The organism is Desulfobulbaceae bacterium DB1 (assembly GCA_001914235.1).
Lineage (GTDB): Bacteria > Desulfobacterota > Desulfobulbia > Desulfobulbales > SURF-16 > DB1.
The window spans coordinates 140,596-166,646 of sequence record MQUF01000026.1 but is presented as its reverse complement, the minus strand read 5'-3'; the positions used below and the strand labels follow the sequence as shown (position 1 = coordinate 166,646).

23 protein-coding genes, 1 tRNA gene and 2 pseudogenes are annotated in these 26,051 nt (G+C 53.1%); 15 read left to right on the top strand and 11 right to left on the bottom strand.

Annotation, left to right across the window (positions count from 1 at the left end; genetic code table 11):
* From BM485_18110 to BM485_18095, 4 genes and pseudogenes are all read left to right on the top strand, one after another.
* Positions 1–491 (top strand): annotated as a pseudogene (locus BM485_18110) (hypothetical protein).
* The gene (locus BM485_18105) at positions 404–598 is read left to right on the top strand and encodes a hypothetical protein (protein ID OKY73722.1); all 195 of its coding nucleotides are present in this window, start codon (positions 404–406) and stop codon (positions 596–598) included. The pseudogene BM485_18110 and the gene BM485_18105 overlap by 88 nt, the downstream one beginning before the upstream one ends.
* Positions 598–1,680 (top strand): IS91 family transposase, encoded by a 1,083-nt coding sequence (locus BM485_18100; protein ID OKY73721.1) that lies wholly within the window; start codon positions 598–600, stop codon positions 1,678–1,680. The genes BM485_18105 and BM485_18100 overlap by 1 nt, the downstream gene beginning before the upstream one ends.
* A 335-nt stretch (positions 1,681–2,015) precedes the next feature.
* Positions 2,016–2,219, top strand: a pseudogene (locus BM485_18095) (hypothetical protein).
* Here the strand turns inward: BM485_18095 and BM485_18090 are convergent.
* Genes BM485_18090 through BM485_18080 form a run of 3 tightly spaced genes read right to left on the bottom strand, consistent with a single transcriptional unit; the run spans position 2,209 to position 3,361 of the window.
* A complete protein-coding gene (locus tag BM485_18090; protein ID OKY73720.1) occupies positions 2,209–2,844 on the bottom strand; it encodes a carbonic anhydrase in 636 nt (211 codons plus the stop codon). The pseudogene BM485_18095 and the gene BM485_18090 overlap by 11 nt on opposite strands.
* Positions 2,832–3,011: a hypothetical protein gene (locus tag BM485_18085; GenBank protein OKY73719.1), complete on the bottom strand. Its 180-nt coding sequence runs from the start codon at positions 3,009–3,011 to the stop codon at positions 2,832–2,834. The genes BM485_18090 and BM485_18085 overlap by 13 nt, the downstream gene beginning before the upstream one ends.
* A gap of 50 nt (positions 3,012–3,061) precedes the next feature.
* Complete coding sequence (locus tag BM485_18080) at positions 3,062–3,361, bottom strand: hypothetical protein (GenBank protein OKY73718.1); 300 nt, start codon at positions 3,359–3,361, stop codon at positions 3,062–3,064.
* Between the two features lie 286 nt (positions 3,362–3,647).
* Here BM485_18080 and BM485_18075 point away from each other — a divergent pair.
* From BM485_18075 to BM485_18065, 3 genes are all read left to right on the top strand, one after another.
* Positions 3,648–3,745: transfer RNA gene (locus BM485_18075), tRNA-Sec, on the top strand.
* Positions 3,746–4,280: 535 nt separating this feature from the next.
* Positions 4,281–5,267 (top strand): hypothetical protein, encoded by a 987-nt coding sequence (locus BM485_18070; protein ID OKY73717.1) that lies wholly within the window; start codon positions 4,281–4,283, stop codon positions 5,265–5,267.
* Positions 5,268–5,295: 28 nt separating this feature from the next.
* Positions 5,296–5,742 (top strand): hypothetical protein, encoded by a 447-nt coding sequence (locus tag BM485_18065; GenBank protein OKY73716.1) that lies wholly within the window; start codon positions 5,296–5,298, stop codon positions 5,740–5,742.
* 184 nt (positions 5,743–5,926) lie between these two features.
* Here BM485_18065 and BM485_18060 read toward each other — a convergent pair whose 3' ends face one another.
* Entirely contained in the window at positions 5,927–6,775 is an 849-nt protein-coding gene (locus BM485_18060; GenBank protein OKY73715.1) for a glycine--tRNA ligase subunit alpha, read from the bottom strand.
* A gap of 496 nt (positions 6,776–7,271) precedes the next feature.
* Here BM485_18060 and BM485_18055 point away from each other — a divergent pair, with 496 nt between their 5' ends.
* From BM485_18055 to BM485_18035, 5 genes are all read left to right on the top strand, one after another.
* Positions 7,272–9,059, top strand: coding sequence for a hypothetical protein (locus tag BM485_18055; protein OKY73714.1), 1,788 nt, complete (start codon positions 7,272–7,274; stop codon positions 9,057–9,059).
* Between the two features lie 201 nt (positions 9,060–9,260).
* The gene (locus BM485_18050; GenBank protein ID OKY73713.1) at positions 9,261–9,998 is read left to right on the top strand and encodes a copper oxidase; all 738 of its coding nucleotides are present in this window, start codon (positions 9,261–9,263) and stop codon (positions 9,996–9,998) included.
* A gap of 67 nt (positions 9,999–10,065) precedes the next feature.
* Positions 10,066–11,478, top strand: coding sequence for a 16S rRNA (cytosine(967)-C(5))-methyltransferase (locus BM485_18045; protein OKY73712.1), 1,413 nt, complete (start codon positions 10,066–10,068; stop codon positions 11,476–11,478).
* 20 nt (positions 11,479–11,498) lie between these two features.
* Entirely contained in the window at positions 11,499–14,330 is a 2,832-nt protein-coding gene (locus tag BM485_18040; protein OKY73711.1) for an excinuclease ABC subunit A, read from the top strand.
* 225 nt (positions 14,331–14,555) lie between these two features.
* Positions 14,556–15,044, top strand: a complete 489-nt coding sequence (locus BM485_18035) for a protein-export chaperone SecB (GenBank protein ID OKY73710.1) — start codon at positions 14,556–14,558, stop codon at positions 15,042–15,044.
* 97 nt (positions 15,045–15,141) lie between these two features.
* Here BM485_18035 and BM485_18030 read toward each other — a convergent pair whose 3' ends face one another.
* The 6 genes from BM485_18030 to BM485_18005 all read right to left on the bottom strand — a co-directional run bounded on the left by BM485_18030 (position 15,142) and on the right by BM485_18005 (position 21,819).
* Positions 15,142–16,794, bottom strand: a complete 1,653-nt coding sequence (locus tag BM485_18030) for a hypothetical protein (GenBank protein OKY73735.1) — start codon at positions 16,792–16,794, stop codon at positions 15,142–15,144.
* Positions 16,795–16,964: 170 nt separating this feature from the next.
* Positions 16,965–18,815 carry a hypothetical protein gene (locus tag BM485_18025; GenBank protein OKY73709.1) on the bottom strand — a complete coding sequence of 617 codons (1,851 nt, stop codon included), beginning with the start codon at positions 18,813–18,815 and terminating at the stop codon, positions 16,965–16,967.
* Between the two features lie 2 nt (positions 18,816–18,817).
* Positions 18,818–19,378: a hypothetical protein gene (locus BM485_18020; protein OKY73708.1), complete on the bottom strand. Its 561-nt coding sequence runs from the start codon at positions 19,376–19,378 to the stop codon at positions 18,818–18,820.
* A 28-nt stretch (positions 19,379–19,406) separates the two neighbouring features.
* Positions 19,407–20,051 carry a hypothetical protein gene (locus tag BM485_18015; protein ID OKY73707.1) on the bottom strand — a complete coding sequence of 215 codons (645 nt, stop codon included), beginning with the start codon at positions 20,049–20,051 and terminating at the stop codon, positions 19,407–19,409.
* Complete coding sequence (locus BM485_18010) at positions 20,048–20,632, bottom strand: hypothetical protein (GenBank protein ID OKY73706.1); 585 nt, start codon at positions 20,630–20,632, stop codon at positions 20,048–20,050. The genes BM485_18015 and BM485_18010 overlap by 4 nt, the downstream gene beginning before the upstream one ends.
* A gap of 89 nt (positions 20,633–20,721) precedes the next feature.
* Positions 20,722–21,819: a pilus assembly protein PilM gene (locus tag BM485_18005; GenBank protein ID OKY73705.1), complete on the bottom strand. Its 1,098-nt coding sequence runs from the start codon at positions 21,817–21,819 to the stop codon at positions 20,722–20,724.
* Positions 21,820–22,396: 577 nt separating this feature from the next.
* Between BM485_18005 and BM485_18000 the strand changes: the two genes are divergently transcribed.
* The 3 genes from BM485_18000 (at position 22,397) to BM485_17990 (ending at position 25,373) form a co-directional block, all read left to right on the top strand.
* Positions 22,397–23,026, top strand: a complete 630-nt coding sequence (locus BM485_18000; protein ID OKY73704.1) for a signal peptidase I — start codon at positions 22,397–22,399, stop codon at positions 23,024–23,026.
* Positions 23,027–23,142: 116 nt separating this feature from the next.
* Positions 23,143–24,081 carry an aspartate carbamoyltransferase gene (locus tag BM485_17995; protein OKY73703.1) on the top strand — a complete coding sequence of 313 codons (939 nt, stop codon included), beginning with the start codon at positions 23,143–23,145 and terminating at the stop codon, positions 24,079–24,081.
* Entirely contained in the window at positions 24,078–25,373 is a 1,296-nt protein-coding gene (locus tag BM485_17990; GenBank protein ID OKY73702.1) for a dihydroorotase, read from the top strand. Before BM485_17995 ends, BM485_17990 begins: the two co-directional genes overlap by 4 nt.
* Before the next feature lie 263 nt (positions 25,374–25,636).
* Here BM485_17990 and BM485_17985 read toward each other — a convergent pair whose 3' ends face one another.
* On the bottom strand, positions 25,637–25,990 hold the full coding sequence (locus BM485_17985; protein OKY73701.1) for a flagellar biosynthesis protein FlgC: 354 nt from the start codon (positions 25,988–25,990) through the stop codon (positions 25,637–25,639).
* Positions 25,991–26,051: the final 61 nt, after the last annotated feature.

The following is a 26,051-nucleotide window of genomic DNA, read 5'->3' as shown; positions in this document are numbered from 1 at the left end:
AGAATCCCTGACATCCTGTCCGTCGAGCAGACGGGGCAACTATTTGCCGCAACCAAAACCTTGAGCTACAAGGTCTTCTTTTTTACCTGCTACAGCATGGGCCTGCGCCTTGGCGAAGGCATTCGACTCACAGTCGGCGACATCGACGCAGGCAACATGCGGGTCCATATTCGTGATGCCAAGGGTAACAAGGACCGGCTGGTGCCGCTGCCAGACAAGACCTTGCGGGTGCTGCGGGAGTTCTGGGCCATGCACAAGCATCCCCGGTTCCTCTTCCCCAGCAGGAAAAGAGGTCTGAAAAATGCCCACCTGGTTGATTTGCCCCTGGACAGGGGCGGCATTCAAACCACCATGCAGACCGTTGTCCGGCAACTCGGCATAAAAAAAAATCTCATGCCACTCCCTGCGTCACAGCTATGCCACCCACATGCTGGAGGCCGGGGTTGATCTGCTTGAGCTGCAGCAGATCCTTGGCCATGTCAGCATCCTGACCACCGCCAGATACACCCACCTGACCTCCACCACGGCCAACAATGCGAGACTGGCCGTCAATTCCCTGGTCAACTCCCTGGACATCAGATGGGGAGGGCGTAAATAATGCTGCTCTCCACGATCATCAACAAGTTCAGGGACAGCTTCTTCCGCACCTACAACAAAAATCTCCTGTCAGGCCACATCAAGGCTCTGGAGTCCATGGCCCGATGCAGATACGAGCATGGACCGCACATGCTGGCCCGTTGTTCGGACCACCGGTGCGGCGAACGGATCTATATTCCCCATTCCTGCGGCCACAGAAACTGCCCCCATTGCCAGAACCATGAGAGCCGGCAGTGGCTGGAAAGCCAGCTTGACAAACGACTGCCGTGTCAATACTACCTGATCACCTTCACGCTGCCCGGGCAGATGCGGGATCTGGCGTGGAAACACCAGAAAACCGTTTACGCCCTGATGTTCAGGGCAGTACAGGACCTCCTGAAATCCTTCACCAATAACGACAAAAAACTCGGCGGATCAGCGGGATTCACCGCCATCCTCCACACCCATTCCAGAACCCTGGACTATCATCCGCACATCCACGTTGTCATGCCCGGAGCAAGCATCAACCCGCAAACCGGGCTGTGGAAGGAAAAATCCGGGAAATATCTCTTCAGCCACAAGGCCATGGCCAAGGTCTTTCGGGCGAAGCTGCTCCAGACCCTGGTCGAAAACAAGCTGCCGGTTCCCCATGATTGCCCCGATCAGTGGGTGGTTGACTGCAAGGACGCGGGCAACGGCGAGAAGGCCCTTATCTATCTTGGCCGTTATCTGTACCGGGGTGTTATCCGGGAAAAAGACATCCTGCACTGCCGGGACGGCATGGTCACCTTCCGGTATCGCCATGCCAAAAGCGGAGAAGACCGGACCCGAACCGTCAAGGGCGAGTACTTCCTCTACCTGCTTATGCTCCATGTGCTGCCCCGAGGGTTTCGACGGGCAAGGTCGTATGGTTTTCTCCATGCATGCAGCAAAAAGCTGCTCCGCTTCCTGCAGCTGGTGCTGCGGGTCGCGCCATGGCGCGCCCTTGTCCGCAACCTGAAGCAACGGCCGGCTATCATCTGCCCGGCCTGCGGGGCCGCCATGGTGATCGCCGCGACAATGATCGCCCGGCCACCGGCCATGGCCGCTCCGTTACGGCAATAGACGAGCCGGAGGCATCGGGTATGTAAACGAAAGCCGTGAACTTGCCGAGGACACAAGCCGGATTGCACCGGGACGGGACTCCTGCGCCCGAAAAACGCCGGAAATCAGCGTAAAGCAGCATGATACAGCACCAAAATCCTTTTCAAAGAACATTGCGGGGGCCACTCCCGTCTTCCTTCGCCTGATCCGATCCCTCCGGAACCCAAAAGCTCTTTTCTATATACGTCCACCGGGCTTGTCCAACCACCGGTTCAGATTGTGGCGCGCTACGCTTGCACAATCTAACCTTGTTCGTTATCCAACGCACGGAGCAACTCAAGGAGGCGCGGTCAACCATCAAGACCCTCACGGGCTTTCTTCCCATTTGCGCCAACTGCAAAAATATCCGCAATGACAACGGCTACTGGCAGCAGATTGAAAGTTACATCAAGGAACATTCCGAAGCGGATTTCAGCCATGGCATATGTCCGTCGTGCGCCAAAAAACTCTATCCGGGTCTGGACTTCTCTTCCGTGAAAGAACCAGGCGCTAAAACATGACCTGATGCGTCTCCGGCACCTCGTCAATGCAGGTGATACAGACATCAAGATCGCGTAATATGCCGTTTTCAATGCTGTAAATCCAGCCATGCACCACCAGTTCGCGGCCCGACCTCCAGGCATTCTGGACAATGGTCGTATGGCAGACGTTGGTCACCTGCTCGAGAACATTGAGCTCGCATAAAAGATCACATTTGGCCTTCTCGTCCGCCAAGGCATCGATCTTATCCTGATGATAGCGATAGACGTCGCGGATATGGCCGAGCCAGTTATCGATCAGCCCATGGTCCCTGTTTTTCTGCAGTGCCGCTTTGACCCCGCCGCAGCCATAATGTCCGCAGACAATAATATGTTTCACCCGTAGAACATCAACGGCATACTGCATGACCGACAGACAGTTGAGGTCGGTGTGAATGACGAGATTGGCGATATTGCGATGAACGAAAATTTCCCCGGGCAGCATGTCGACGATCTGATTGGCCGGCACCCGGCTGTCGGAGCAGCCAATCCATAACAGTTCGGGATTCTGCTGCCGGGACAGCTTGGTAAAGAAATCAGGATCCGCTTCCTTCACCTTGGCCGCCCATTTTTGATTGCTGTCAAAAAAATGCTTTAAAACGCGCATCTCACCATCTCCTGTTTTTCTCTTTTTCCCCTCGTGGTCAACACCTCACGAACATGAAAAAACAAAAAGGCCGTCCCGCATTTTTTAATCGGGGACAGCCTTTTGTATACGTGAACCACATTTTTTATCACGTCATCAACCAAAACCGCAAAACCGGCCCTCGTCATCTGCCGCGGTTCGCATTACGCAACAAAAAGGGGCGCTCGCAGACGGGGAATTAATCCTCATCCATCAACGTTGGATCGAAATCAGGATCTTCGTCATCCTCTTCAAGCTCATCCTCGTCGTCGACAACTTCGTCATCATCCTCCAGCAGCTCCTCCTCCTCTTCTTCATCAGAGGAAGCAACGGAAACATCTTCATCCTCATACTCCTCCTCATCGTCTTCCTTGAGGGGCTTGATCATTTTGGAGGGAGGGAGAACAATTTCCGTGATTTTTTTTACCTCGGAGCGAACATCGGGATCAGCAAGACATGTCGAGCATCCCAACAGGTGTTTTTCCATGAACTCAACCATTCTGGCTGGAGCCAAGGCTTCTTCCTGTACTTGCACATACCATGATCGCACAAGCCTGTTTAAGCGCTCGCATTCCATTTTGTATCTCCAGAAATCCTTTAAATAAATAAAATGTGCCCGGCAGATTCACCGAAACACCGATAACCTAATTTTCCGATTTACACGGTCCAACCGCACTTAAACTCCGCTTTATAAAAAAAGTTGCCGTATTGAGCAAGAACAATTAGTATTGATTGACATTATTTTTCGTGTCATCTACTGTAGCAGTTCTTCACGATTCGCGGATGGAAGTGGAAAGGGCGCTGGTGGCTCTCCCGGACTTCAAATCCGGTGCACCGGGTTAACAGCCTGGTGGGTGGGTTCGATTCCCATGCACTTCCGCCAATTCCTCATCAGCCACGCCCCCCTTGCCGGGCCGACAGCAGTTGTTCCGTTCTATTTTCCTACTATGCCGAATGTTTGCTATGCAAGATTTTTTTTTCGCCTCCCACCCAAAAGCCCCCCTTACCGCCCGAAACCATGCCAAATAATCATCCGCCCCAATTAGCCCGGAAAGGGTCTATTGTACCGCGTTCACAAAAAACAACCCGGAAGTGCCGGGGAAACTTCCCGCCGCAACGCCCCTCCACCATGCGCCCCTAACGCAGACGATAGCCCCTCTGCGTTGCAGATTGCAACCCGCGGTTGCGTGTTTCCTCTTTCCGTCGATATTTTCTCTTGACACTTCCCCCTTGGGAGAATTAAGGATAACCAGTATTTTTTTCTGTGCCGGTGGGAAAAACACCTGCAAACAAAGGGGTTATAACCGCCTCGTGGGAGAGGGGGGCACAAGAAATTTTGTTTTCAACGGGACCAGCGACTATCGTAACTATGGTCTCAAAAACCGTTTTACTCTTAGGGAGATAGAGGAGGATTTACTATGTTGAAGAGTTGGGGTGTGAAGTGTGGGGCGCATTTTGCGTCCCTGATGTGCATGTTACTGATGAGTCCGGCCTGGGCCCTGGCCAGTGAAGTTATGGCAACCGCCGAAACGGCGATGCCGACCATGCAGGATCCGAACTGGTGGAAATGGCCGGTGATTCTGCTGGTCGTTACTTTTTTCATGGGCATTGTTGCCGTGCTTGGCGGGGTTGGCGGCGGTGTTCTTTTCGTGCCGATCATCGGCGGGTTTTTCCCGTTTCACCTTGACTTTGTCCGCGGCACCGGTCTGCTGGTCGCGCTGTGCGGCGCCCTGGCCGCCGGTCCCGGTTTGCTCAAAGCCAACCTGGCCAGTCTGCGTCTGGCCCTGCCGGTGGCGCTGATTGCCGCCACCATGGCCATCGTCGGCGCCATGGTCGGCCTGGCACTGCCCACCCACATCGTGCAGCTCGCCCTGGGCGGCACCATTCTCGGTATCGTGGCCATCATGCTCTCCGCCAAGAAGTCAACCATTCCGGATGTCCCCAAGGCCGATGCCCTTTCGTCCGCCCTGCGCATCTGCGGCATCTACCATGAGCCGAGCATGAAGCAGGACATCAACTGGAAGATCCACCGCACCCCGGCCGGTCTTGCCACCTTTGTCATCATCGGCTTCATGGCGGGCATGTTCGGCCTCGGCGCCGGCTGGGCCAATGTTCCGGTTCTTAATCTGATGATGGGCGCGCCGCTGAAGATTTCCGTCGCCACCTCGAAATTCCTGCTGTCCATCACCGATACCTCCGCCGCCTGGATCTACGTCAACAATGGCTGCGTCATCCCCATGATCGTTGTGCCGTCGCTGATCGGTATCATGTTCGGCTCCTTTGTCGGCGTCCGTCTGCTGAAGGTGGCCAAACCGACCTTCATCCGCTGGATGGTTATCGCTATTCTTCTTTTCGCCGGACTGAAGGCCTTGCACAAAGGCCTGAGCTCCATGGGCGTCCTTTAATTCAAGCAGACCATGAGGAGGAATAATCATGAGTGAAATAGTAACAAAAAATGCAAGCGCGGAACAGATTTTCTACGCAGCCATCCTGGAAAAAGGCATGTATTTCGGCCTGGGGCTGATGTTCATCACCTTTGCCCTCTATGTGTTCGGCATCCTGGAGCCGGTGGTGCCGGTTGACCAGGTTGCCAACTACTGGTCCATGCCGGTGCACGATTACCTGGTCGCCATCAACCAGAACTTTCTTCACTGGGAGCATGCCCCCACCGGCTGGGCCTGGATGAAGCTGATCGGCAAGGGTGATTTTCTCAACTTCCTGCCGATTGTCATCCTGTCCGGCGTGACGATTGTCTGCTATTTCGTCATCGTGCCCGGCATGTTTGCCCGTAATGACAAAGCCATGGCATTCATCGCCCTGGCCACCGCCGTTATCCTGACTCTTGCCGCAAGCGGTGTCTTAAAAACAGGCGGGCATTAATAGGGAGTCAGGAGTCAGGAGTCAGAATACGGCTTCTGCTGATCTTTCGACACGAAAAAAGCCATTCCGCTTGCATGCGGGATGGCTTTTTTTATTGTTTCCTGAAAAAATGGATGAAAAGGATTTCCGTCCTCCCCAAGCAATTGAAATCCGCGGGCCGGCATTGCATGCCGACAACAACGCCTTATTTCCCCTCAACCGCCGCGCATTTCAATTCCGCCACCTTCCTGGCAATGTTTCTGATGCGGCCGATATAACGGGTGCGCTCGGCAACGCTGATCGCCTTGCGGGCATCAAGCAGGTTAAAGGTGTGGGAACATTTGAGGCAGTAGTCATAGGCCGGCAGCATCAGGTTCTTGTCAAGCAGCCGCAGCGCCTCAGCCTCGCAGGAACTGAAGTACTCAACCAGAAAGGGAACATTGGCATGTTCGAAATTAAATGCTGAAAATTCCACCTCCGCCTGATGGAAAATCCGGCCGTATTTCACCTCGTTGTTCCAGGCGATATCATAGACACTGTTAACCCCCTGCAGGTACATGGCAATGCGCTCCAGTCCATAGGTGATCTCCACCGTGACGGGATGCAGCTCCTGGCTGCCGGCCTGCTGAAAATAGGTGAACTGGGTGATCTCCATGCCGTCGAGCCACACCTCCCAGCCCAGCCCGCTGGCGCCCAGGGTGGGGGATTCCCAGTCATCCTCGACAAAGCGGATATCGTGCTGCAGCAGATCCAGGTTGAACCGTTTCAGGCTGTCGAGATACAGCTCCTGGGAGTTGGAAGGCGAAGGTTTCAGCACAACCTGGAACTGGTAGTAATGTTGCAGGCGGTTGGGATTTTCCCCATAGCGTCCGTCAGTGGGCCGCCTGGAAGGCTGGACATAGGCCGCCTTCCAGGGGTCCGGTCCAAGGGCGCGCAACAGCGTCGCCGGATGAAAGGTCCCGGCCCCCACTTCCATGTCATAGGGCTGCTGAATGACGCAGCCCTGCTCCGCCCAGTAACGGCTTAATTCAAAAATGATATCCTGAAAATACATGAAGCTTTCCTTCCGCAAAAGATGACGAAATCATAAAAAGTCTTTTTTTACCACTGAGAGCGCAGAGGGCACAGAGAAAATATTTTGAATTACAGTCAGTTATCTCCGTGTGCTCCGTGGTTGATTTTTAGTTTTTACGAGACCAGCAAAGATGAATGAGTGGGCCAAACAAGTAAAGTAAAACAATGATACAGAGCAGGCAAGTTAAATATTTGCCATTCCCCATCCGGCCGGCCTATCCGGAGAAATCGCGGCCTTCCTTGTTTCTCATTTTATCGGCAGGGGAATGCCGACCTGCTTGCCTATATGGGCATATCGACCCATCCCCCATTGTCCCGGCATGGGTACCCCGACCCACGGGTTTTGGGCAGGCGCCTCCATGCCGGGCGCCAAAGTGCCCTCTTGCCCCGCAGTCCGCATATTTCTAGTTGACATTCGCCATTCATCGCGATAGAGATTAAATATTATCGAGTGGCCTTTTTGCCAGGAACTACTGATGTTGACTGGAAATTTCGGCAATACAGACCACTTTTGGGGGGCGGACATCACGTCCGCGAAAAATTTATTTCTTATGGAGGGAGATATGTTTAAAAAAATCTCAACACTTGCTCTTGCGAGCCTCATTGCCCTGCCCGCGATTGCCGGCGCAGGCAGCACCAACGCCGCCGACGATCTGGCCGCTCAGGTTGACCGGCTCACCAGGGAACTGAACAACCTGAAGGCCCAGATGGCGGCCATGAAAGAAGGCCAGGGCCAGGGCCAGGGCGCTGATCCTCGTGAACTCGCTGATCTGAAAGAGCAGATGAAGGCCCTGCAGGACAACCAGGAAGCCGCCTTTGACGATCTGGACGAAAGAAGCGCCGCCTGGGATCTGGCGTCCCGCTTCCAGCTTTTCGGCGATTTCCGGGCGCGGTATGACTGGTATAAAGGAGACCTGGTGACGACTCCAGCCGACATGCAGTCATGGCAACATGATGCCGTTTTTGTTCGAGGTCGCAATCCTTATGATCGTAATGAAATGATGACTGATTTGCTGACCCAGTTTGGCGGTGGGACTTTGCCCATGATGTCTAATGATGAGGTGGAAAACACCAGCCTGTTCACCAACCGCTTCCGCCTCAACATGCGGGTCAAGGCCACCGAGAACGTCGAGTTCAAGGGCCGCCTGGCCATGTACAAGGCCTGGGGCACCAACAACATTCCTGATAATTTGACCACCTTTGGCTACCCGTCTTTTGACGGCACCTCCAGCCGCGAACCGCGCGACTCCACCCTGCGGGTCGACCGGGCATTCGTCAACTGGAACAATATCGGCGGCCAGCCCTTCTGGTTCTCCGTCGGCCGCCGCCCCACCACCGACGGCCCTGCCGCGGAGATGCGCATGGGCCTGGATGAAAGGGTGGCAACGCCCACTGCCTACATGGACTGGCCCTTTGACGGTGTTTCCGTGGGCTATGCCTATGCCAACCTGTTCGGCATGCAGGATACTCCCGGCCGGATTCGCGTCTGCTACGGCCGCGGCTTTGAAAACAGCCTGATGTATGATGACGGCTCCAACATCGACGACACCGATTTCGCCGGAGTAAGCTGGGATATCTACAACAAGGACAAACGTTTCCTTTATCTCCAGTCCTTCATGGTTTTCAACGCTTTCAACTATCCTGAGTTTGAAGACGATAACACCAATGATTTTTACGATTTCTTTTTGGGCGATCGCCAAAACGTCGGCAACCTGCTGCATACCTCGGCGGTGTACGAGGACAAATGGCAGAACCTGAACTACTTTGTGTCCGCCGGCTGGAGCCGCACCATGCCGGATGACGATACCGGCATGTTCAATGATATGCTTACTCAGATGATGAATCCCGGCGCATATAGCCCCAATGACGACTCTGAAAACGGCTACAACATCTGGGTCGGCGCCCGCTATGACATGGACGACCTGGGCCTGAAACTGGGACTTGAGTACAACCACGGCTCCGAGTACTGGATCGGCATGGCTCCCGGCCATGACGACATTTACAGCGGCAAACTGGCCACCCGCGGTGATGTGTACGAGGCCTATATGATCTGGGATCTGCCCACCGGCGAGGCGATCTCCAAGTTCGCCAAGACCTTCATGCGCATCGGCTACCAGCACTACGACTATGACTACACCGGCGGTTCCGACTGGAACATCCAGCCCTACGACATGGATGATATCCAAGCTACACAGTGGGGAACCTTGATGCCCACCCTGGAAGATGCCGATCAGGTGTATGTAACCTTTGAAGCTTACTTCTAAGCCGTTGTTTGATTTGTAGTTTCGTCTTCTCAAGGGGAACAGCTTGACAAAGCTGTTCCCCTTTTTTTCTGTCTTGGCGGCAAATGATTGCCGCCCTACCGGGTATTCTATCAAGAGACACTGGAGGTCGGCATTCCCATGCCGACTTTGTCGGCGGCAAACCTTTGCCGCCCTACGAAAGCTCACGCCCCTTAATAAATTATGATTTCCCCCTTTCTTTTCCATGAGCTCTTTGCCGGGCAAACCATTTTTCATGGGGTCTTTCCCCGCCATGGCGGGACAAGTCACTCGCCCTTCGCCTCGCTCAATATCAGCTTCGGGGTCGGTGACGATCCTGAAAAGGTGACCACGAACCGAAATCTGATCAAAAACAGCCTCAACGCCGATATCCTTGTCTCCGGCCGCCAGGTGCATGGCAGCGCTTTCCATATCATCGACCGGAAACCGGATCAAGACCATGAAGTTGCCGGGTGCGACGCCTTTATCTCCAATGTGCCGGGGGTTGGCCTCATGGTCCAGCAGGCCGACTGCCAGGCAATCATGCTGCATGATCCACGACAAAAGATAGTGGCCAACATCCATAACGGCTGGCGCGGCAGTGTGGCCAACACCATTGCCGCGACCATCAGTGCCATGGAAAAGCATTTCGACTGCAATCCGGCTGATCTGCTGGCCGCGGTCAGCCCGTCGCTTGGCCCCTGCTGCGCCGAATTTGTCAATTTCAAGGAAGAACTGCCGGAAATGTTTCATGCTTTCCAGCCAAAACCCCTGTATTTTGACTTCTGGGCAATCAGCCGCATGCAGCTTCTGGAAACAGGCGTGCGGCAGGAAAATATCCGCTGCGCTGCCCTGTGCACCGTCTGCGACCCGAACTGGTTCTCTTATCGCCGGGAAAAACAAACCGGCCGTTTTTGCTCAGTCATAGGATTGAAGGGATAGTCCGACTGGTCGGACTGGTCGGACCATTAAGACTAGTCAGACCAATAAGACCAATAAGACCGAGACAATGAAAACAAACCCACGCGCTTTATCCATCAAAATCCTCTGCCGCAGGCAGGAAACCGGCCACCCCGTTGATCAGGTGATGGAACAGCTGCTGACTGCCGAACCGTGCTCACCCCAAGACCGGCAGCTTGTCATGGCCATTGTTTTTGGTGTACTGCGCCGACAGCGCTATCTTGATTTCATCCTGGCCGGGGTTTCCCGCCATCCTTTGGCAAAAATGAAAAACCTGACCCTGCAGGCCCTGCGCGTGGGGCTCTATCAACTTGCCTTCATGGACCGCATTCCGCCGTCCGCCGCGGTCAATGAAACGGTTGCGGCCCTGCGTGCCGCCCGTCAGCCGAAATGGCTTACCGGCTTTGTCAACGGCCTGTTACGCACGCTTGCCCGCAAGGATGGCCTCCTCGCTCAACCAGGGGAAATTGCGGGAATTCCCCCGGCCGTGGCCCACAGCCATCCGGACTGGCTTTTTGACCGCTGGCAACAAAGATTCGGGCGTGAGAAAGCGGTGGCGATATGTGCCCATAACAACAGCCGGCCCGGGCTTTGTCTTTGCGTGAACAGCCGACGCATTTCCCGATCGGATTACCTTGATATGGCTGCCCGGGCAGGTATTGCCGCCCAGGCCGGAGAGTATTCCCCTGACGCAGTTCTCCTGGAGGATTTCAAGGGTCCGGTCAGCGGACTGCCCGGTTATGAACAGGGTTTTTTCATTATTCAGGATGAAGGCGCGCAACTTATAACCGGCATGCTTTTTCCACTCCGCCTTGGAAAATATCTTGACGCCTGCGCAGGCCTTGGCGGCAAAACCATTCAGCTTGCCCATATGGCGCCCGAGGGCTCACATGTTACGGCGATTGAACCGAACATTCACCGTTTTGACCTGCTCAGAGAAAATATCGCCCGCCTTGGCCTTGATTCCATTGTCACCTGTTGCAATTGTTCCCTGGCTGATTTTGCATCTTCAACCGAGGAACGGTTTGACGCCGTGCTGGTGGATGCTCCCTGCTCAGGTCTCGGCGTCATCCGCCGCCAACCTGACATTCGCTGGAATCGATGCCCTGACGACCTCCGACGCTATCACGAAGAACAGCTACATCTGCTTGACACGGCAGTGGGACTCATCGCCCCTGATGGCTCATTTGTCTATGCCACCTGCAGCACAGAGCCTGAGGAAAATGACGGTGTAGCTGGAAAATTTTTGCAAAAACATGCTGATTTTTCCCCGGCAAAAACGGAAGAGCTTGCAGAATATCTCAGAATTTTTATAAATGAACAAGGCTTTCTACAATTTCTGCCCGAAGAAGGACATGACGGCTTTTTCGCGGCACGGTTTACAAAAAAAGGAGACAGGAGACAGAAGTCAGGAGACAGAATAACTGCTCAGAATCAAAACATTCTGACTTCTGACTCCTGACTTCTGGCTTCTCAAAAAATATGGAACCGACTCACATCCGCATCCGGGGCGCCCGGATGCACAACCTGAAAAACATTGATGTCGATCTGCCCCGCAACCGGCTTATCGTTTTCACCGGCCTTTCCGGTTCCGGCAAATCAAGCCTGGCGTTTGATACGCTTTATGCGGAAGGACAGCGGCGCTATGTCGAATCTCTTTCCACCTATGCCCGGCAATTCCTCGGCCAGATGGATAAACCGGATGTGGATTCCCTGGAAGGCTTGTCGCCGGCGGTCTCCATCGAGCAGCGGACCACGAGCCGCAATCCCCGTTCCACCGTGGGCACCATCACCGAAATTTATGATCATCTCAGGCTGCTTTATGCTCGGACCGGCCGCCAGTACTGCCCGGACTGCGGCGAGGAAATCCGTCCCCAGTCCCTGGAAAATATGGTGACAAGCCTGCTGTCCCTGCCCCAGGGCACGAAATGCATCCTGCTTGCCCCGCTGGTTGACCGGCGCAAAGGCGAACATGCCGAAATTTTCAACAAACTGCGCAAGGAAGGCTTTGTCCGGGTGCAGATCGACGGAGAGCAGCACAGCCTTGACGAAAAAATCGAGCTTGCCAGAACAAAACACCATACCATCGAGGCGGTTATCGACCGGATCGTCATCAAGCCGGATGCCCGCCAACGTCTCTCCCAGTCAATTGCCACTGCCCTTCGCCTGACTGATGGGTTTCTCCTTGTTTCCTTTCCCGAGACCAAGACGACGAAACTTTTCAGTGAACGTTCCGCCTGTATCCAGTGCGGCACCAGCCTGCTTGATCTTTCTCCCCAGCTTTTTTCCTTCAACAATCCCAAGGGTGCCTGCGAGGAGTGCGGCGGCCTGGGAATCAAGCAATTTTTCGACCCCCAGCTGGTGGTGCCGGAACCGAATATGACCCTGCGTCAAGGCGCCATTGCCCCCTGGCGGACGCGATCATCCTCCGCCTATTCCACCCAGCTGCTGGAAGCCCTGGCAAAGCATTACTCCTTCAATCTGGAGACGCCCTTTGCCAAGCTTCCGGAAAAGGCAAAAAAAGTCATCCTGTATGGAACGGGCCGGGAAGCTGTTTCCTTTCTTTATGTCCGCGGCAGCCGGACCCTGACCGCCGAGGAACCTTTTGAGGGAATTCTGCCGCAGCTGGCCCGGCGCTACCTGGAAACCAGCTCCAGTGCGGCTCGGGAGGAACTGGCCCTGTTCATGAACGAACAGACCTGCCCGGCCTGCAGGGGAGCCCGGCTGAAACCGGCGGCCCTTGCCGTTCGTGTCGGCCCCTGGGCGATTCACGAACTGACCGGCATGAGCATCGTCCAGCTTGCCGGGGAACTGCCGAAAATCGCTTTCACCCCTCAGGAACGGATCATTGCCGCCCCTGTTATCAAGGAAATCGGCAATCGGCTCACCTTTCTGCTGGATGTGGGCCTGGGCTATCTTTCCCTGAGCCGCACCGCCGGTACCCTTTCCGGGGGCGAAGCCCAGCGCATCCGGCTGGCCTCCCAGATAGGCTCACGCCTGGCCGGGGTCCTCTATATCCTTGATGAACCAAGCATCGGCCTGCATCAACGCGACAATGAACGGCTTATCCGCACTTTGACCAGCCTGCGTGATATCGGCAATACCGTTATCGTTGTCGAGCATGACAGCGAAACCATCGCCGCGGCTGATCACGTGCTTGACATCGGCCCCGGGGCGGGCATCCATGGTGGAGAGGTGATTTACAACGGCCCGCTGGCAGGCCTCATGGCAGAAGAAAAATCGTTGACCGGCGGTTATCTGTCCGGTCGACTGGAAATACCCATGCCCGCCGGTCGACGCAACCCGGCCTCGAAGGATGCCTGGATCAAAGTGCTCGACGCCTCTGTCAACAACCTGAAAAAAGTTGCCGCCTCCTTTCCCCTCGGCACTCTGACCTGCGTAACCGGGGTTTCCGGATCAGGAAAAAGTTCTCTTGTCATGCAATGTCTTTTCAAGGGGGCAAAAGAGGGCTTGGGCAAAACGCGGCACAGCGGCAAGGATCTTTTCGCCTCGATAAAGGGGCTTGACCGGATCGATTCCGTCATCGATATCGACCAGAGTCCCATTGGTCGAACTCCCCGCTCCAACCCGGCGACCTATACCGGCGTGCTCACGCCGATCAGGGAACTGCTGGCCCGACTGCCGGAGTCACGTGCGCGAGGCTATCAGGCGGGCCGCTTCAGTTTCAACCTCAAGGGCGGCCGTTGCGAGGCCTGTGAAGGTGACGGCGTGATCAAGATCGCCATGCATTTTCTGCCGGATATCTACGTCACCTGCGAGAACTGCAACGGCAAACGATATAACCGGGAAACCCTGGAAATTACCTATCGCGGCAAAAATATTCATGACATCCTGGCCATGAACGTGGAAGAGGCGCTGCAATTTTTCACCAATGTGCCGGCAATCAAAAACCGGTTGCAGACCATGGCCGATGTGGGGCTTTCCTATCTTTCGCTGGGACAGTCCTCCGTAACCCTTTCCGGCGGCGAGGCCCAGCGGATCAAACTGGCTCGGGAGCTGCGCAAACGCAGCACCGGCAAAACCCTGTACATCCTCGATGAACCAACCACCGGACTGCATCCGGCCGACATCAGAAATCTTCTTGGCGTCCTTTCCCGCCTGGTTGACAGCGGCAATACCGCCGTCATCATCGAGCACAATCTTGACGTGATTAAAACAGCGGACCATATCATTGATCTGGGGCCGGAGGGTGGAGATCAGGGCGGCGAAATCATTGCCGCCGGCACGCCGGAGCAAATCGCCCGAACTCCCGGTTCCTATACGGGCATGTTTCTGAAGCAGATACTCAGTTGAAGGTGGACGGGTTGACGGGTAGACTGGTAAATGATATGGTACTTTCTAATCAGAGAGCACCTTTCACTTGAAGCACTTTAATGTGCAGGTAGACAGGCTAAAGGCTGCAGGCTGAAGGAAAGGCGCAACATATACTTAATGCTGTACAATCAGCCCGATAGTCTTCAGTCGAGAGCCTTACACCTGCGTCGTTACGTTAAACTTTTACCAACAAAGGAACAAACCATGGCTGAACAGAATGAGCAAAATGCTTCCCCCCAGGGCGAAGCTCCTGTTTTCAGATTGCAGAAACTTTACCTGAAGGATCTTTCCTTTGAAAACCCGAATGCGCCGGAAATCTACCTGGAACAGCAGCAAAGCCCCAAGGTTGAAGTAAACCTCGGCCTGAAAAACAAAAAAATGGAAAACGACCACTGGGAAGTGTGCCTGAGTGTCACGGCAACGGTGACCAACGGCAAAGACGGCAAAACCCTCTTTATTGTCGAGGTGGAACATGCCGGCGTTTTTGTCTTGAAAAACATCCCGGAAGAGCATTTGCCCATGGTGCTTGCCGTTGACTGTCCGACGCTGCTTTTCCCCTTCACCCGGCAGATCATGAGCCAGGTCTCGATTGACGGCGGCTTTGCGCCTTTCCTGATGGAGCCGGTTAATTTCATGGCTCTTTTTCAAAGCGCCAAAAAGAAACAACAGCAACAGGCGCAGCAACAACAGTAAAAAAAATGCGCCGGCAAACAAAAAAAAGGGGGGGTCATGCGGACAACATCCGCTTTCCCCCTTTTTTTATTCGCAACAGCTCTTGTTTTTCAGGGAATTACAAAACAACGGGCCGTAACAGAATAACAAGCTCCTTCCGCGTTTTCGCCGCGCCGCTGGTGCCGAACAGCTTGCCTGCCGGACCCGGCATATCCCCCAGATTGGGAATCTGCGACTCAGTGTAATCACTGACACCATCAATCAGACCGCCGACGATCAGCATCTCGCCGTTACGAATCCGCACCAGGGTCGTCATCTCACGGATAGCCACTTTCGGCAATCCGACCTCGCTGCCCACATTGCCGAATTGCCGGTATTCGATCGGCTCTTCGACTTTCGAGGTGACAGGGGTCAGGGTGAGAATCACCTCGTCGTCATCGATAATGGTGGCAATCACCGCCATGCCGAGTCCGGACATGACATTTGATGTTTCGACACTGTAGGTGATGATTCCCTCATCAATTGTGGCTTCGACCGTGTCGATATAGGTCATGCTCTCGCCGACGGAAATCATGGCCGGCTGGCCGTTCATGACACTGATTTTCGGGTTGGAAATGACCTCGACATGCCCCTGCTGTTCCATGGCGTCGAGAACAAGACCAAAGTTCTGCGTATTGAGGGTGAGAAATTTATTCTGGGTGCCGGAACTATGGTAGGCGGGATTGAGTTTCTGGAAATCCATTGAAAAATTAAAAGGACTCCCTTCATTCTGCAGCAGGTCTTCCCAGTCGATCCCGGTACGGTTGTCGGCGGACAGGGTGACCTCGACGATTTTCGCTTCAATGGAAACCTGCCGGTAAAGTTCCTTTTTCAGGTTGTCCATATAGGAACTGACCTTGTCGAGCAACGAACGCGGCGCGGTCACGGTGATCAGACCGACGGGTTTATCAATGGTATAATAGCCTTTCCCCGGTTTTCGGTTGGTTACAACGGCCGGTTTCGCGGCTTCTCCCGTCTGCTCAACCTGACCCGGTTGTGCCGGGGGCGGAGTGACCACCTCTTCGGTTGTCCAGATATCGAGGATCTGATCGAGATTCTGCCGGATATTGGCCCAGATATCAAAGCTGTTGGCGTTTTCCGGCTTGCTGGTAATCTGGATATTTCCCTTCAACTCATGGGCGACATCCTCGCCGCCGCCAAGCACATCGCCGCCGACTCCGAGGTTAAACTCCGGGGACATGAAGGGCATGGCAACATGAAACTTTTTCGTTTCCTTATGCTTGACTATGATCGTATTTCCCTTCACTTCATGAAAGTAGTCAAGCTGGCGGAGGATATTGTCAATTGAACCGAAGAAGTCATCTTCCGCGCGGATATCGACATCAACCAGGGCGCCCTGATCCACATCACTTGCCCAGCTGACATTCATTCCTTTGAGAACGGCAAGTTTCTTCATGATCTCCCGCAGTGATACCGGCGCGGCGTGCGAAGAAATGTCGGCGCCGACAGGGATGGCGAATTCAGCATCCGTCAGCCCATCATTTTCCTCCAAAAGAAAGGTGGGCTGCTGGAATCTTTCCGGCAGTACGGCCGGGGTTTTCGCTTTTTCCGCCGGATCCTTAAAGGCATCGGCATTGGAGGCACCGGCGGTATGCTTATCGAGGAATGCCTGCGCCTCCGGTTCTCCCCTGAATTCCGGAGGAGTCTTGGCGCAGCCGCTCAGCAGAACAATCAGAAAAATTGCGCCGGCAATCAAGGCGCCATTGCGCATCCTACCCTGACAAGCGGTTTCACTTTTTTGCTTTTTCCGTGAAAAAAAGTGGCCCTTGGATCCATGATAAGAAAAGCGGGGTGTCATTTTCATCTTTATTTCCATACCTGTTCGTGACAGTCATTATAAGGTGGAGTTACCCGGTGCTGTCGTTAAGAATATCCTTGCTTCTATTGCTGAAGCCGTTCCTTAATATAATTTTCCAAATCCGCCGGAACCTCATATCCGGACAGAAGAATCATCCTGTATTCATTGGTTGCCTTGGCGGCATCACCGATTTTGTCATAAATTCTGGCCTTGCTGATCATGGTTTCAAGCGAGGTGCCGTACAATGACTCATAGCGCGCCAGCAGCGACAATGCCATATCAAAACTATCGTTGTTTTCGCTGAATCCCGCATAACCGGCCAATGCCTGACGGGAGGGCCGGGCATCGCTCACCGCCACGTCAAAATAATTCCTGGCCTCCTGCACCCGCTCCATGTTGGCCAGACTGAGTGCGGTCTGCAGGGCAACGCCCTTATCATTGGGCAGCAAACGGCCGGCAATCTGCCCATAATGGGCGGCTTTGGCGCTCATTCCCAATCTCCCCAAAGCAATATTGGTGATTCGCTTGGCCAGTTCGCCATTATCCGGCCAGGATTGGAATGCCTTTTCATACAGTGTCATCGCCCCGGCATAATTCCCTGCATCTTCAAGGTCCTTGGCCTGGCGCACAATCTTTCTCGCATCAAGTCTTTCCTTGGGGACATCCATCCGTTTGGTAACGGAAAGAGCCTCCTGCGTGACGGCAAGCTTCTCCTCGGCCGTTTCCGGCCAGGCGAATTCATCGCTCTTCTGCGAAATAACAATGGTGTTGAATCGTTCTTCCTTGGCCAGTCCTTTCAAGTTCAGGATAACATCAAGGACGAAATCCCACGGCACATCATTGAGGGCCAGGGTCAAGGAACCACCGACTCCTTCGGCCACAACGATATTTCTGCCGCTGATTTCACCTATCAAACGAAATACATTGTGCAGATCAATTTTATAAAAATCGACTGAAATTTTCTGCTGGGTGTACCCGGCAAAGGCAAAATCCTGGTCGCCGCCTTTTTTTGTTGATTTGCTGACCGAAGCGGCAGGATTTTTCTGCGCAACCTGGGGCAATGATTGTGTTTCAGATGCAGGACGTCCCGTCGTGACCGTTGCCGCGGGCATACCGGTAATTCCCGCGATAACGGCGGATGGGTCAACGGTTACCGCCTCAACATTGATCAACAAACCATCATCCTGCCCGACAATGGAATAGCGGAATAATTCATCCGTCGCCGAATCAACAATGACCCGCGTGCCGTTCCGGTAATTTTCCGTGCGCACCAAGGCGACGGGTGAGTTTTCATCGGCGGGAACGGCATGCCCATTGGTTTTCACGTCCGCGATGTCAACTATTAAGCGCGCCGGAGCACCGGCGGCTTTTGCCTGTTCCGTTGACTGGTACGACTGGATCGGGCCGTTTGATTTCAGATAAACCGTCGTTTTATCGCCGGCGGAGCTGATCGACACGTCGGAAATGATGGTTTCCGGGGCACCTCGCTCCTCTTTCACTTCCTGCATGGTCCTGTCAAAACGGACGAGAATATCATCGCCGCTGCTCGTGACCGTGTAAGGGTCATCACCGGCAAGAAAAAGTTCAAGCCGGGCTATCGCCGGATCCTGATCGGTCAGCACCGTGCCTTTCATTCGGGAAACCGGCCCCTCGGTGAACGTCATGGGAAACGTCACCCCATCTCCCAAGACCCCCTGGGCAATGTCGATAATGACGCGATGCGGGCTGAACAACTCATACATGGTATACGCAGGCTGCACATTGCCTTTGATCGTGCATGCCCATCCCCCCCCATTCTGCCGGCATTCAACCCGGCTGATCAGATAGGAGCCGGGATTGACGGCATCACTCGCCTGCAGCGAGTTACAAAGAATGCCGCTCAAGAAAAGAACTGCTGTCAGGATTATTTTTGTCATACGGGACACCAGGGTCATTGTTACTTTTCCCCCTCTTTCTTTAGAAGCATTTCCACGAAACTATAGCGCTCCTCGCCTGCCGTGGTTGTATAGCGCTGCTTGACAACCACGACATTGTCTGAAATTTTATCAACTGTTCCGGCCCTGCCGATCTCCGTGCCGTTTCTGATGACATAGCCTTTTCCCACCGAATCCTGCACCATGGCCAACGGCCCCTCCTCGGTAAGGACGATGGCGACAAGCGAAAGCTGTCCCGGCTCGAATTTCCTCATGCCGTACAATTCTTCCACGGGGATTTCCTCATCCGTCGCCACCTCTGTTTCCGAAACAAAAGGCATGAAGGGATCAGTGCGCCCCTCTCTTTTGTATGCAAAGCTGTCGGTATCTCCGGAAAGAAACCGCATCAGATCTTGTACCTTTTCAGAAAATGCGTTTTCAGTTATTTGCGTGTTCACAACCTCGTTTTCCACGGTTTCTTTGCCATGCAGCACCGCCGTCCCCATTACGAGCACCGATGTTGCAACGCATCCCAGGAAGATTTTCTTCCCCGCGGAAAATGTCTGTTTTTTTTCTCTGCACATGAGTGAAATTACATCTCCTGCATTCTGTTTACTTTTGCCCCGGCTTTTTCTGAACGGCCGGTTGCGGTTCCGTTTCGACAAAGCGATAGGTCACGAGATTGAAGGACGTTTCCAGGATCATTTCACCCGCAACCTTCTTCGGTCCACCCATATTGATGTTGGAAACGGTGACGATTCGGGACAGATCGCTGACTTTATCCAAAAAAACGCCGACATTGTGATACGGCCCGCGCACCTTGATATCAACGGGAATTTCCGCGTAAAATTCTTTCGCGATTTCAGCTTTTGGAATAAAGGAAAGAAAATCGAGCCCGGAATTCTGTCCGAGATCGGAAATACTGGTCAGCAGGGAAGGAATCTCCTGTTCCTGGGGCAGAAGCCTTGAAGCCTCGGCAAACATCAGCTTGGTTTCCGCCATCTCCGCCCGATGTTTATCGATTTCGCTTGCGGCCTTTTCAACCTTGGCAACTTCCGCCGTCAGTGTTGCCTTCTGTGCCTCAAGGGCGGTTATCTCTTTTGTCTTGGGAGAGTAACTGAGAAAATAAAAGGCGGCGCAGGGCACCAAAAGGGCGACCAGCGCAATACCCAGCTTGTGCGGCAATTTCAAAGCAGCGACTTTGTCATCAAGAAAAGCGTTCAGTGCCGCTTGAATCTTCACTTTGTTCAGACTCATTTCACATCGCCCTGTTTTGATTCTGTATTCCCGCCGGCAGGCGCCTGAACCGCCAATGAGAGCGAGAACGATTTCAACTGCTGTCCGGCAACCGTCTCCAAGGAAGATTTTCCAAGGGTTGCACCGGCGAAATAAGGAGAGGCGGTGAGCGTCTCCATATAACCGGCAAGACGGGTGTTATCCAAAGCTATACCCTCTATGTCTACCGTGTTGCCTATCTGTTTCAAAGTTTTCAGCCAGATGCTGTCCGCCGGAGTGGCAGTTGCGATTGCATCAAGGAGACGAACTGAAATCTGCGACTGCGACTTCAGCATTTTGATGGCATCGATCTTGGTCGTCAACTTCGCCTTTTCCGTCTCCAATTGTTTAATTTCTTGAATAATTTTGTCATACTTGGCCTTTTTTGCGTTTAAAGCGCCGATATCGGCCTGAAGTGTTGTCACCGTCCGAGTCATGCTCAACGACGCCATCACCAACAAGGCAAGCACAACCACCAATGAGGCGACAAAGGCTATGACCTCGTTTCTGGTTTGCAACCGCTTTTTCATTTGCCGGATAGGCAAGAGATTTATTCGTATCATGATTCTCTATACGTTTGTATCCGTAAGTTTTTCATCACCGAAGATCACTGAAAAACCATAAACTCCAAGTGATTCCGCGATCAAAGCCATCAAAAAGGGCATGGCCGGGTTGCAAGCCCAATTGAAATCGCCATTTCAGGGGCAACATTTTTAATATATTCGGGATCGATTCGACTCTCATCGATATCCGTTAGCGCAAAGGGGTTAAAGACCTCGACCGGCAGCCCTGTTTCCTCGGAGAAAAACCGATCAAGACCTTTTACCTTGGCCCCACCGCCGCTCATGACGATTTTGGTCAAAGGATTTTCCGGAAAATTGGAGTTGTAAAAATCGATCGCTTTTTTGATTTCGAGAATCCACTGGGTGATGGTGCCGACAAAAATTTCCTCGAGATCTTCCTTTTTTGCATCCGGCGAGTGAAGCCCGATTTTGTAACCTTCGGCCTCCTCAAAATCCAGATCGAAACGTTCCTGAATCTGTTCGGAGAGCTGCCTGCTGCCAAGCACCACATCACGAGCAAAAAGAGAGGCGCCCCGGGAGATGATATTGATATTCATCTTTGAGGAACCGATATCGACCAGCACCACGTTGCCCTCTTCCCCGTAATTTATTTCATAAGAGTTTTCCAGGGCAAAGGCATCAACATCAACCAGGACCGGAATCAAGCCGATACTGCGCAGCATTTCCAGATAGGCATCAACGACTTCTCTTTTTGCCGCCACCAGCATGACATCCGTGCGGGATTCATTGTCGATGTTTGTTTTTAAATCCTGATAATCAAGATAAACGTCGGCCAGGTCAAAGGGAATATACTGTTCAGCCTCTGATTGAATATGGGCATCAAGCTGCTTTTCGTTCATTACCGCCAGATTGATCTTTTTCAGAATAACGGAATAGCCGGAAATTGAAATACCGACTTTTTTCCCCTTTATCTTTAAGTTATCGATCAATTTTTTTATAATGCCGGCAACAGCGGCAGGGTCTTTCAACTCCCCGTCCTGAACCGCGTCCACAGGCAGCCTGGCACTGCCGAGACTCTGCAGCTTCATCCTTTTGCCGTTTGCCGCGAGCTCGCACACCTTGACTGCGTGGGACCCGATATCCAGGCCGATGGTCAAATGCTGCTGCCGCATAAAAGGCAGGGCAAAACTTCCGAATCGAGATTTAGTGGGTTTGAGCGAAGCCATATGCCTTTCGTCTGAAAAAATTCATTCTTGGCGCCCTTCTTTTCCGCATACTCAGCGCATGTTACGTGATACACAAAAATATTAAACACATTTCCACAAACGAATGTCAACCGCAAACTATTTAAAAATACACGCTAATTTGGCTGGTTATCTCATTTTTTTCAGTTGATTTTCTTCTTTTCCACAAAACTCAAACGCCCGTGATCCAACATTTTGTAGGAACATTTATTTCCATCCACCATATGTGGGGGAACAACGATTGCACACGGCCCCGAACTATTTTTTATTTTAATTTTAGCAAGTTAGTCTTTTTTTGTGAAAATTTATTTTTTTTTTGCCGCGCAATGAGGAACCTTTCAGGCCACTTCCGTACTCCCTGAACAAACACCCTTGTATTTTCATCGGTTATGGAGTAAATTTTTAATGTTTATCCTCTCGCATTTGCCGGAAAATTCCGTCAGTTTGCCTGAATCAATGCCGCTCATTTGTTTTCTCCGCGCAAGCACGGAAAGCGAGAAAGCAAGATTTATTCCCAACAGACTTTTTCTTTCCCAATTAAGAGACATACAAATCACAGATGGAGCACATCTTGTCACTTCCCAAGAAAAAATCCGTAATTCGCGAGTATGCAGAAGCAATTATCATTGCCCTGGTTTTAGCCCTTTTTATTCGCACATTTGTCGTGCAGGCATTTAAAATCCCTTCCGGCTCCATGATTCCCACCCTGCTGATCGGCGACCATATCCTGGTCAACAAATTTAGCTACGGCATCAAGAACCCCTTCACCGGCGAGGCATGGGTTCCATTCAACACTCCGGAAAGACTTGACGTGGTCGTCTTCAAATATCCGGAAAACCCTGCGCAGGATTTCATCAAACGGGTAATCGGCGTTTCCGGTGACCGGGTCGAGATAAAAAACAAAAAGGTGTTTGTCAACGGCTCGGAAATTCAGGTAAAAAACGCCGTCAACCTGGATCCGAATATCTATTCAGGCTCCATCCCGCCCCGGGATAATTATGGTCCGGTTACTGTTCCACCAAACTCTCTTTTTGTCATGGGAGACAACCGGGACAACAGTCATGACAGTCGCTTCTGGGGATTCGTCGACCTGAAAGCAGTCAAGGGAAAGGCTTTCATGTTGTATTGGTCCTGGAACAAGGAAAATTTTTCTGTACGATGGCGCCGAATAGGTGATATTATTCATTGATTAAAAAGTATTCACTATGTAACCCCAAACCTGAAACAAGTTTTACACCGAGATAGTGACAAACCAGCTTATAACCTGAATGCAGGAGGAGCGGTTTTACCCCACTTACAGCGTCCATGGAATCCGAATACCGCTTTCAGCATAAACACATACTGGGAATAGAAGAACTTTCCGCCGGAGATATCAATTTTATCCTGACCGCGGCGGAATCGTTCAAGGAAATCTCTCAGCGATCCATCAAAAAAGTCCCCACCCTGCGCGGCAAAACGGTTATCCACCTTTTTTTCGAGCCAAGCACGCGCACCAGGCTTTCCTTTGAAATCGCGGCAAAACGAATGAGTGCCGATACCTTTAACATCTCGGCCTCAACCAGCAGTGCCAAAAAAGGGGAGACCCTGATCGATACCGCGAAAAATCTTTCCTCAATGAAACCCGATATCATCGTCATCCGCCATTCAAGTTCCGGCTCCGCCCACATGCTGGCACAACATATCGGGGCCTCGGTCATCAATGCCGGCGACGGAACCCACGAGCATCCCAGCCAGGCCCTGCTTGACATGATGACCGTCCGGCACCACAAAAAGAAAATAGAAGGATTGAAAATTGCGATTATCGGCGATATCAGCCACAGCCGGGTTGCCCATTCCAATATTATCGGCTTCACCAAAATGGGGGCTGACGTGTATGTCAGCGGTCCCGCGACCCTGATTCCGCCCGGAGTCGAGCAGATGGGCGCGACCGTATGCCCGGCAATCGAAGATGCCGTTCGTGATGCCGATGTGGTCATGGCCCTGCGTATTCAGCAGGAACGTCAACTTGACCCACTCATTCCCTCACTGCGGGAATATGCCTCTTTTTTCGGCATCAACAAAACCCTTTTACAACTGGCTAAAAAAGATGCCGTCATCATGCACCCCGGTCCCATCAACCGCGGGGTGGAAATGACCTTTGACGTGGCTGACGGCGAGCAGTCGGTCATCATGGACCAGGTCACCAACGGGGTTGCGGTGCGCATGGCATTACTCTATCTGATCATGGGAGGCGATGAGAGATGAATACTCCGCAGCTGCTCCTGCAGAATGGACGCATCATTGACCCGCAAAACAACATTGATGAAACGGGCGATCTGCTTATCCAGGACGGGAAAATCAGCCAAATCGGCAAGACAGGCTCGTTTCCCTGCCCGCAAGGGACGAAAACCGTTGATCTCGCGGGAAAATGGCTTCTCCCCGGGCTGATCGACATCCATGTTCATCTGCGTGAGCCGGGAGAAGAATACAAGGAGACTGTCGCCAGCGGCACGAAAGCCGCGGCAGCCGGCGGATTCACAGCTGTTGCCTGCATGCCGAACACCAAACCGGTTAATGACGGACAAGCCGTTACTTCCCTCATTCTCACCAAAGCCGCGCAGGAGGGATCCGCCCGGGTTTATCCGGTGGGCGCCATCAGCAAAAACAGCCAGGGGACTGAACTTGCGGAATTCGGGGAACTGAAAAGAGCGGGCGCCGTTGCGGTTTCCGACGATGGTCGGCCGGTGGCCAACAGTCAGCTGATGCGACGCGCCCTGGAGTACAGCGGCAACCACAACCTGCTCGTCATTTCCCACGCCGAAGAAATGAGCTTAAGCACAAGCGGCGTGATGAACGAAGGCGCGCTGTCCACCAGGCTCGGCCTGCGCGGCATTCCCCGGGTGGCTGAAGAGATCATGATTTACCGCGATTTGGCCCTTGCCGAATATGTCAACCGGCCCATTCACATTGCGCACATCAGCACCCGGGAGTCCGTTGAGCTGATCCGTCGCGCCAAGGCAAAAGGTTGCAAAGTTACAGCCGAAACCGCGCCCCATTACTTTACCCTCACCGAAGAGGCCATCGGCAAATACGACACCCGTGCAAAGATGAATCCGCCCCTGCGGACAGCGGACGACATGGCGGCAATTATCGATGGCCTGGCAGACGGCACCATTGACGCCATTGCCACCGACCACGCGCCGCACAGCGATATGGAAAAAGATGTGGAATTTGACCAGGCAGCCAACGGAATCATCGGCCTGGAAACCGCCGTTCCCCTGACCCTGGCCCTGGTGAGAAAAAATCTGCTGACTCCGGCCCGCATGGTGGAACTTCTATCTACCGGGCCGGCGCGCATTCTCGGCGTCGCCGGCGGAGCACTTTCGCTGGGAAGCGCGGCCGATATTACCGTTGTCGATCCGGACAGGAAGTTTGTTTACACAAAGGAACAGATTGTTTCGAAAAGCAGCAATTCACCTTTCCTGAACTGGGAATTGACCGGCAAGGCGGTCCTGACGCTGGTGGAGGGACGGATCACTTACAACGATCTGGTGTGATTGGTTTCGCTGGTTGGATTGACTGATTGATTGGATCGGTTGGCAATAAAATTTTTCCTGCCTCTTGCCTCCTGACTCCTGACTCCTGACTCCTGACTCTTGACTCCTGACTCTTGACTCCTGACTCTTGACTCTTGACTCTTGACTCTTGACTCTTGACTCTTGACTCTTGACTCTTGACTCTTGACTCTTGACTCTTGAAAAGATTATAACCCCGCCGCTCACTCGCTCAGGATTCATTTTGTGCTTCCCCGTCTTCCCGCTCACCCCTTGATATCAAGCAGGCTTCCCAGCATCTCATCGGCGATTTGAACGGATTTTATGTTCGCCTGATAAAACCGTCGGTTCAACATGGCCTGCGGAATCTCCTCGCTGATCTCCACGTTTGATTTTTCCACCAATCCATAACCATCCTGCCCCTGTTCATATACCATCGGCCCCGGAGTGGTTATTCTTGCGACCTCGGGCGTCACCGCGCCATTTGCCTGGCTGTCGATGGTCACCCGCGTCTTTTTAAAGCCGTCCGTATTGACGTTGGCTGTATTATCGGCAATTGATTCCTGTTTTTTTGCAAATGCGTGCAGAGCGGAAAGGGATGAGTGGATTCCGGAAATCATGTCAGCCTCCTGAATATAGACTTTGCCCCAAAAAGCGGTGAATCATAAAAATATTTTAAGC

Coding starts and splice junctions, on each gene's coding strand:
- BM485_18060 (OKY73715.1), bottom strand. CDS start 6,775: ATGTATTTTCAGGATATCATTTTTGAATTAAGCCGTTACTGGGCGGAG.
- BM485_18055 (OKY73714.1), top strand. CDS start 7,272: ATGTTGACTGGAAATTTCGGCAATACAGACCACTTTTGGGGGGCGGAC.
- BM485_18050 (OKY73713.1), top strand. CDS start 9,261: ATGATTTCCCCCTTTCTTTTCCATGAGCTCTTTGCCGGGCAAACCATT.
- BM485_17990 (OKY73702.1), top strand. CDS start 24,078: ATGAATACTCCGCAGCTGCTCCTGCAGAATGGACGCATCATTGACCCG.
- BM485_18025 (OKY73709.1), bottom strand. CDS start 18,815: ATGACCCTGGTGTCCCGTATGACAAAAATAATCCTGACAGCAGTTCTT.
- BM485_18035 (OKY73710.1), top strand. CDS start 14,556: ATGGCTGAACAGAATGAGCAAAATGCTTCCCCCCAGGGCGAAGCTCCT.
- BM485_18080 (OKY73718.1), bottom strand. CDS start 3,361: ATGGTTGAGTTCATGGAAAAACACCTGTTGGGATGCTCGACATGTCTT.
- BM485_18070 (OKY73717.1), top strand. CDS start 4,281: ATGTTGAAGAGTTGGGGTGTGAAGTGTGGGGCGCATTTTGCGTCCCTG.
- BM485_17995 (OKY73703.1), top strand. CDS start 23,143: ATGGAATCCGAATACCGCTTTCAGCATAAACACATACTGGGAATAGAA.
- BM485_18015 (OKY73707.1), bottom strand. CDS start 20,051: ATGAGTCTGAACAAAGTGAAGATTCAAGCGGCACTGAACGCTTTTCTT.
- BM485_18085 (OKY73719.1), bottom strand. CDS start 3,011: ATGACGAGGGCCGGTTTTGCGGTTTTGGTTGATGACGTGATAAAAAAT.
- BM485_18030 (OKY73735.1), bottom strand. CDS start 16,794: ATGCGCAATGGCGCCTTGATTGCCGGCGCAATTTTTCTGATTGTTCTG.
- BM485_18065 (OKY73716.1), top strand. CDS start 5,296: ATGAGTGAAATAGTAACAAAAAATGCAAGCGCGGAACAGATTTTCTAC.
- BM485_18020 (OKY73708.1), bottom strand. CDS start 19,378: ATGTGCAGAGAAAAAAAACAGACATTTTCCGCGGGGAAGAAAATCTTC.
- BM485_18005 (OKY73705.1), bottom strand. CDS start 21,819: ATGGCTTCGCTCAAACCCACTAAATCTCGATTCGGAAGTTTTGCCCTG.
- BM485_18100 (OKY73721.1), top strand. CDS start 598: ATGCTGCTCTCCACGATCATCAACAAGTTCAGGGACAGCTTCTTCCGC.
- BM485_18090 (OKY73720.1), bottom strand. CDS start 2,844: ATGCGCGTTTTAAAGCATTTTTTTGACAGCAATCAAAAATGGGCGGCC.
- BM485_18000 (OKY73704.1), top strand. CDS start 22,397: ATGGAGCACATCTTGTCACTTCCCAAGAAAAAATCCGTAATTCGCGAG.
- BM485_17985 (OKY73701.1), bottom strand. CDS start 25,990: ATGATTTCCGGAATCCACTCATCCCTTTCCGCTCTGCACGCATTTGCA.
- BM485_18040 (OKY73711.1), top strand. CDS start 11,499: ATGGAACCGACTCACATCCGCATCCGGGGCGCCCGGATGCACAACCTG.
- BM485_18010 (OKY73706.1), bottom strand. CDS start 20,632: ATGATACGAATAAATCTCTTGCCTATCCGGCAAATGAAAAAGCGGTTG.
- BM485_18045 (OKY73712.1), top strand. CDS start 10,066: ATGAAAACAAACCCACGCGCTTTATCCATCAAAATCCTCTGCCGCAGG.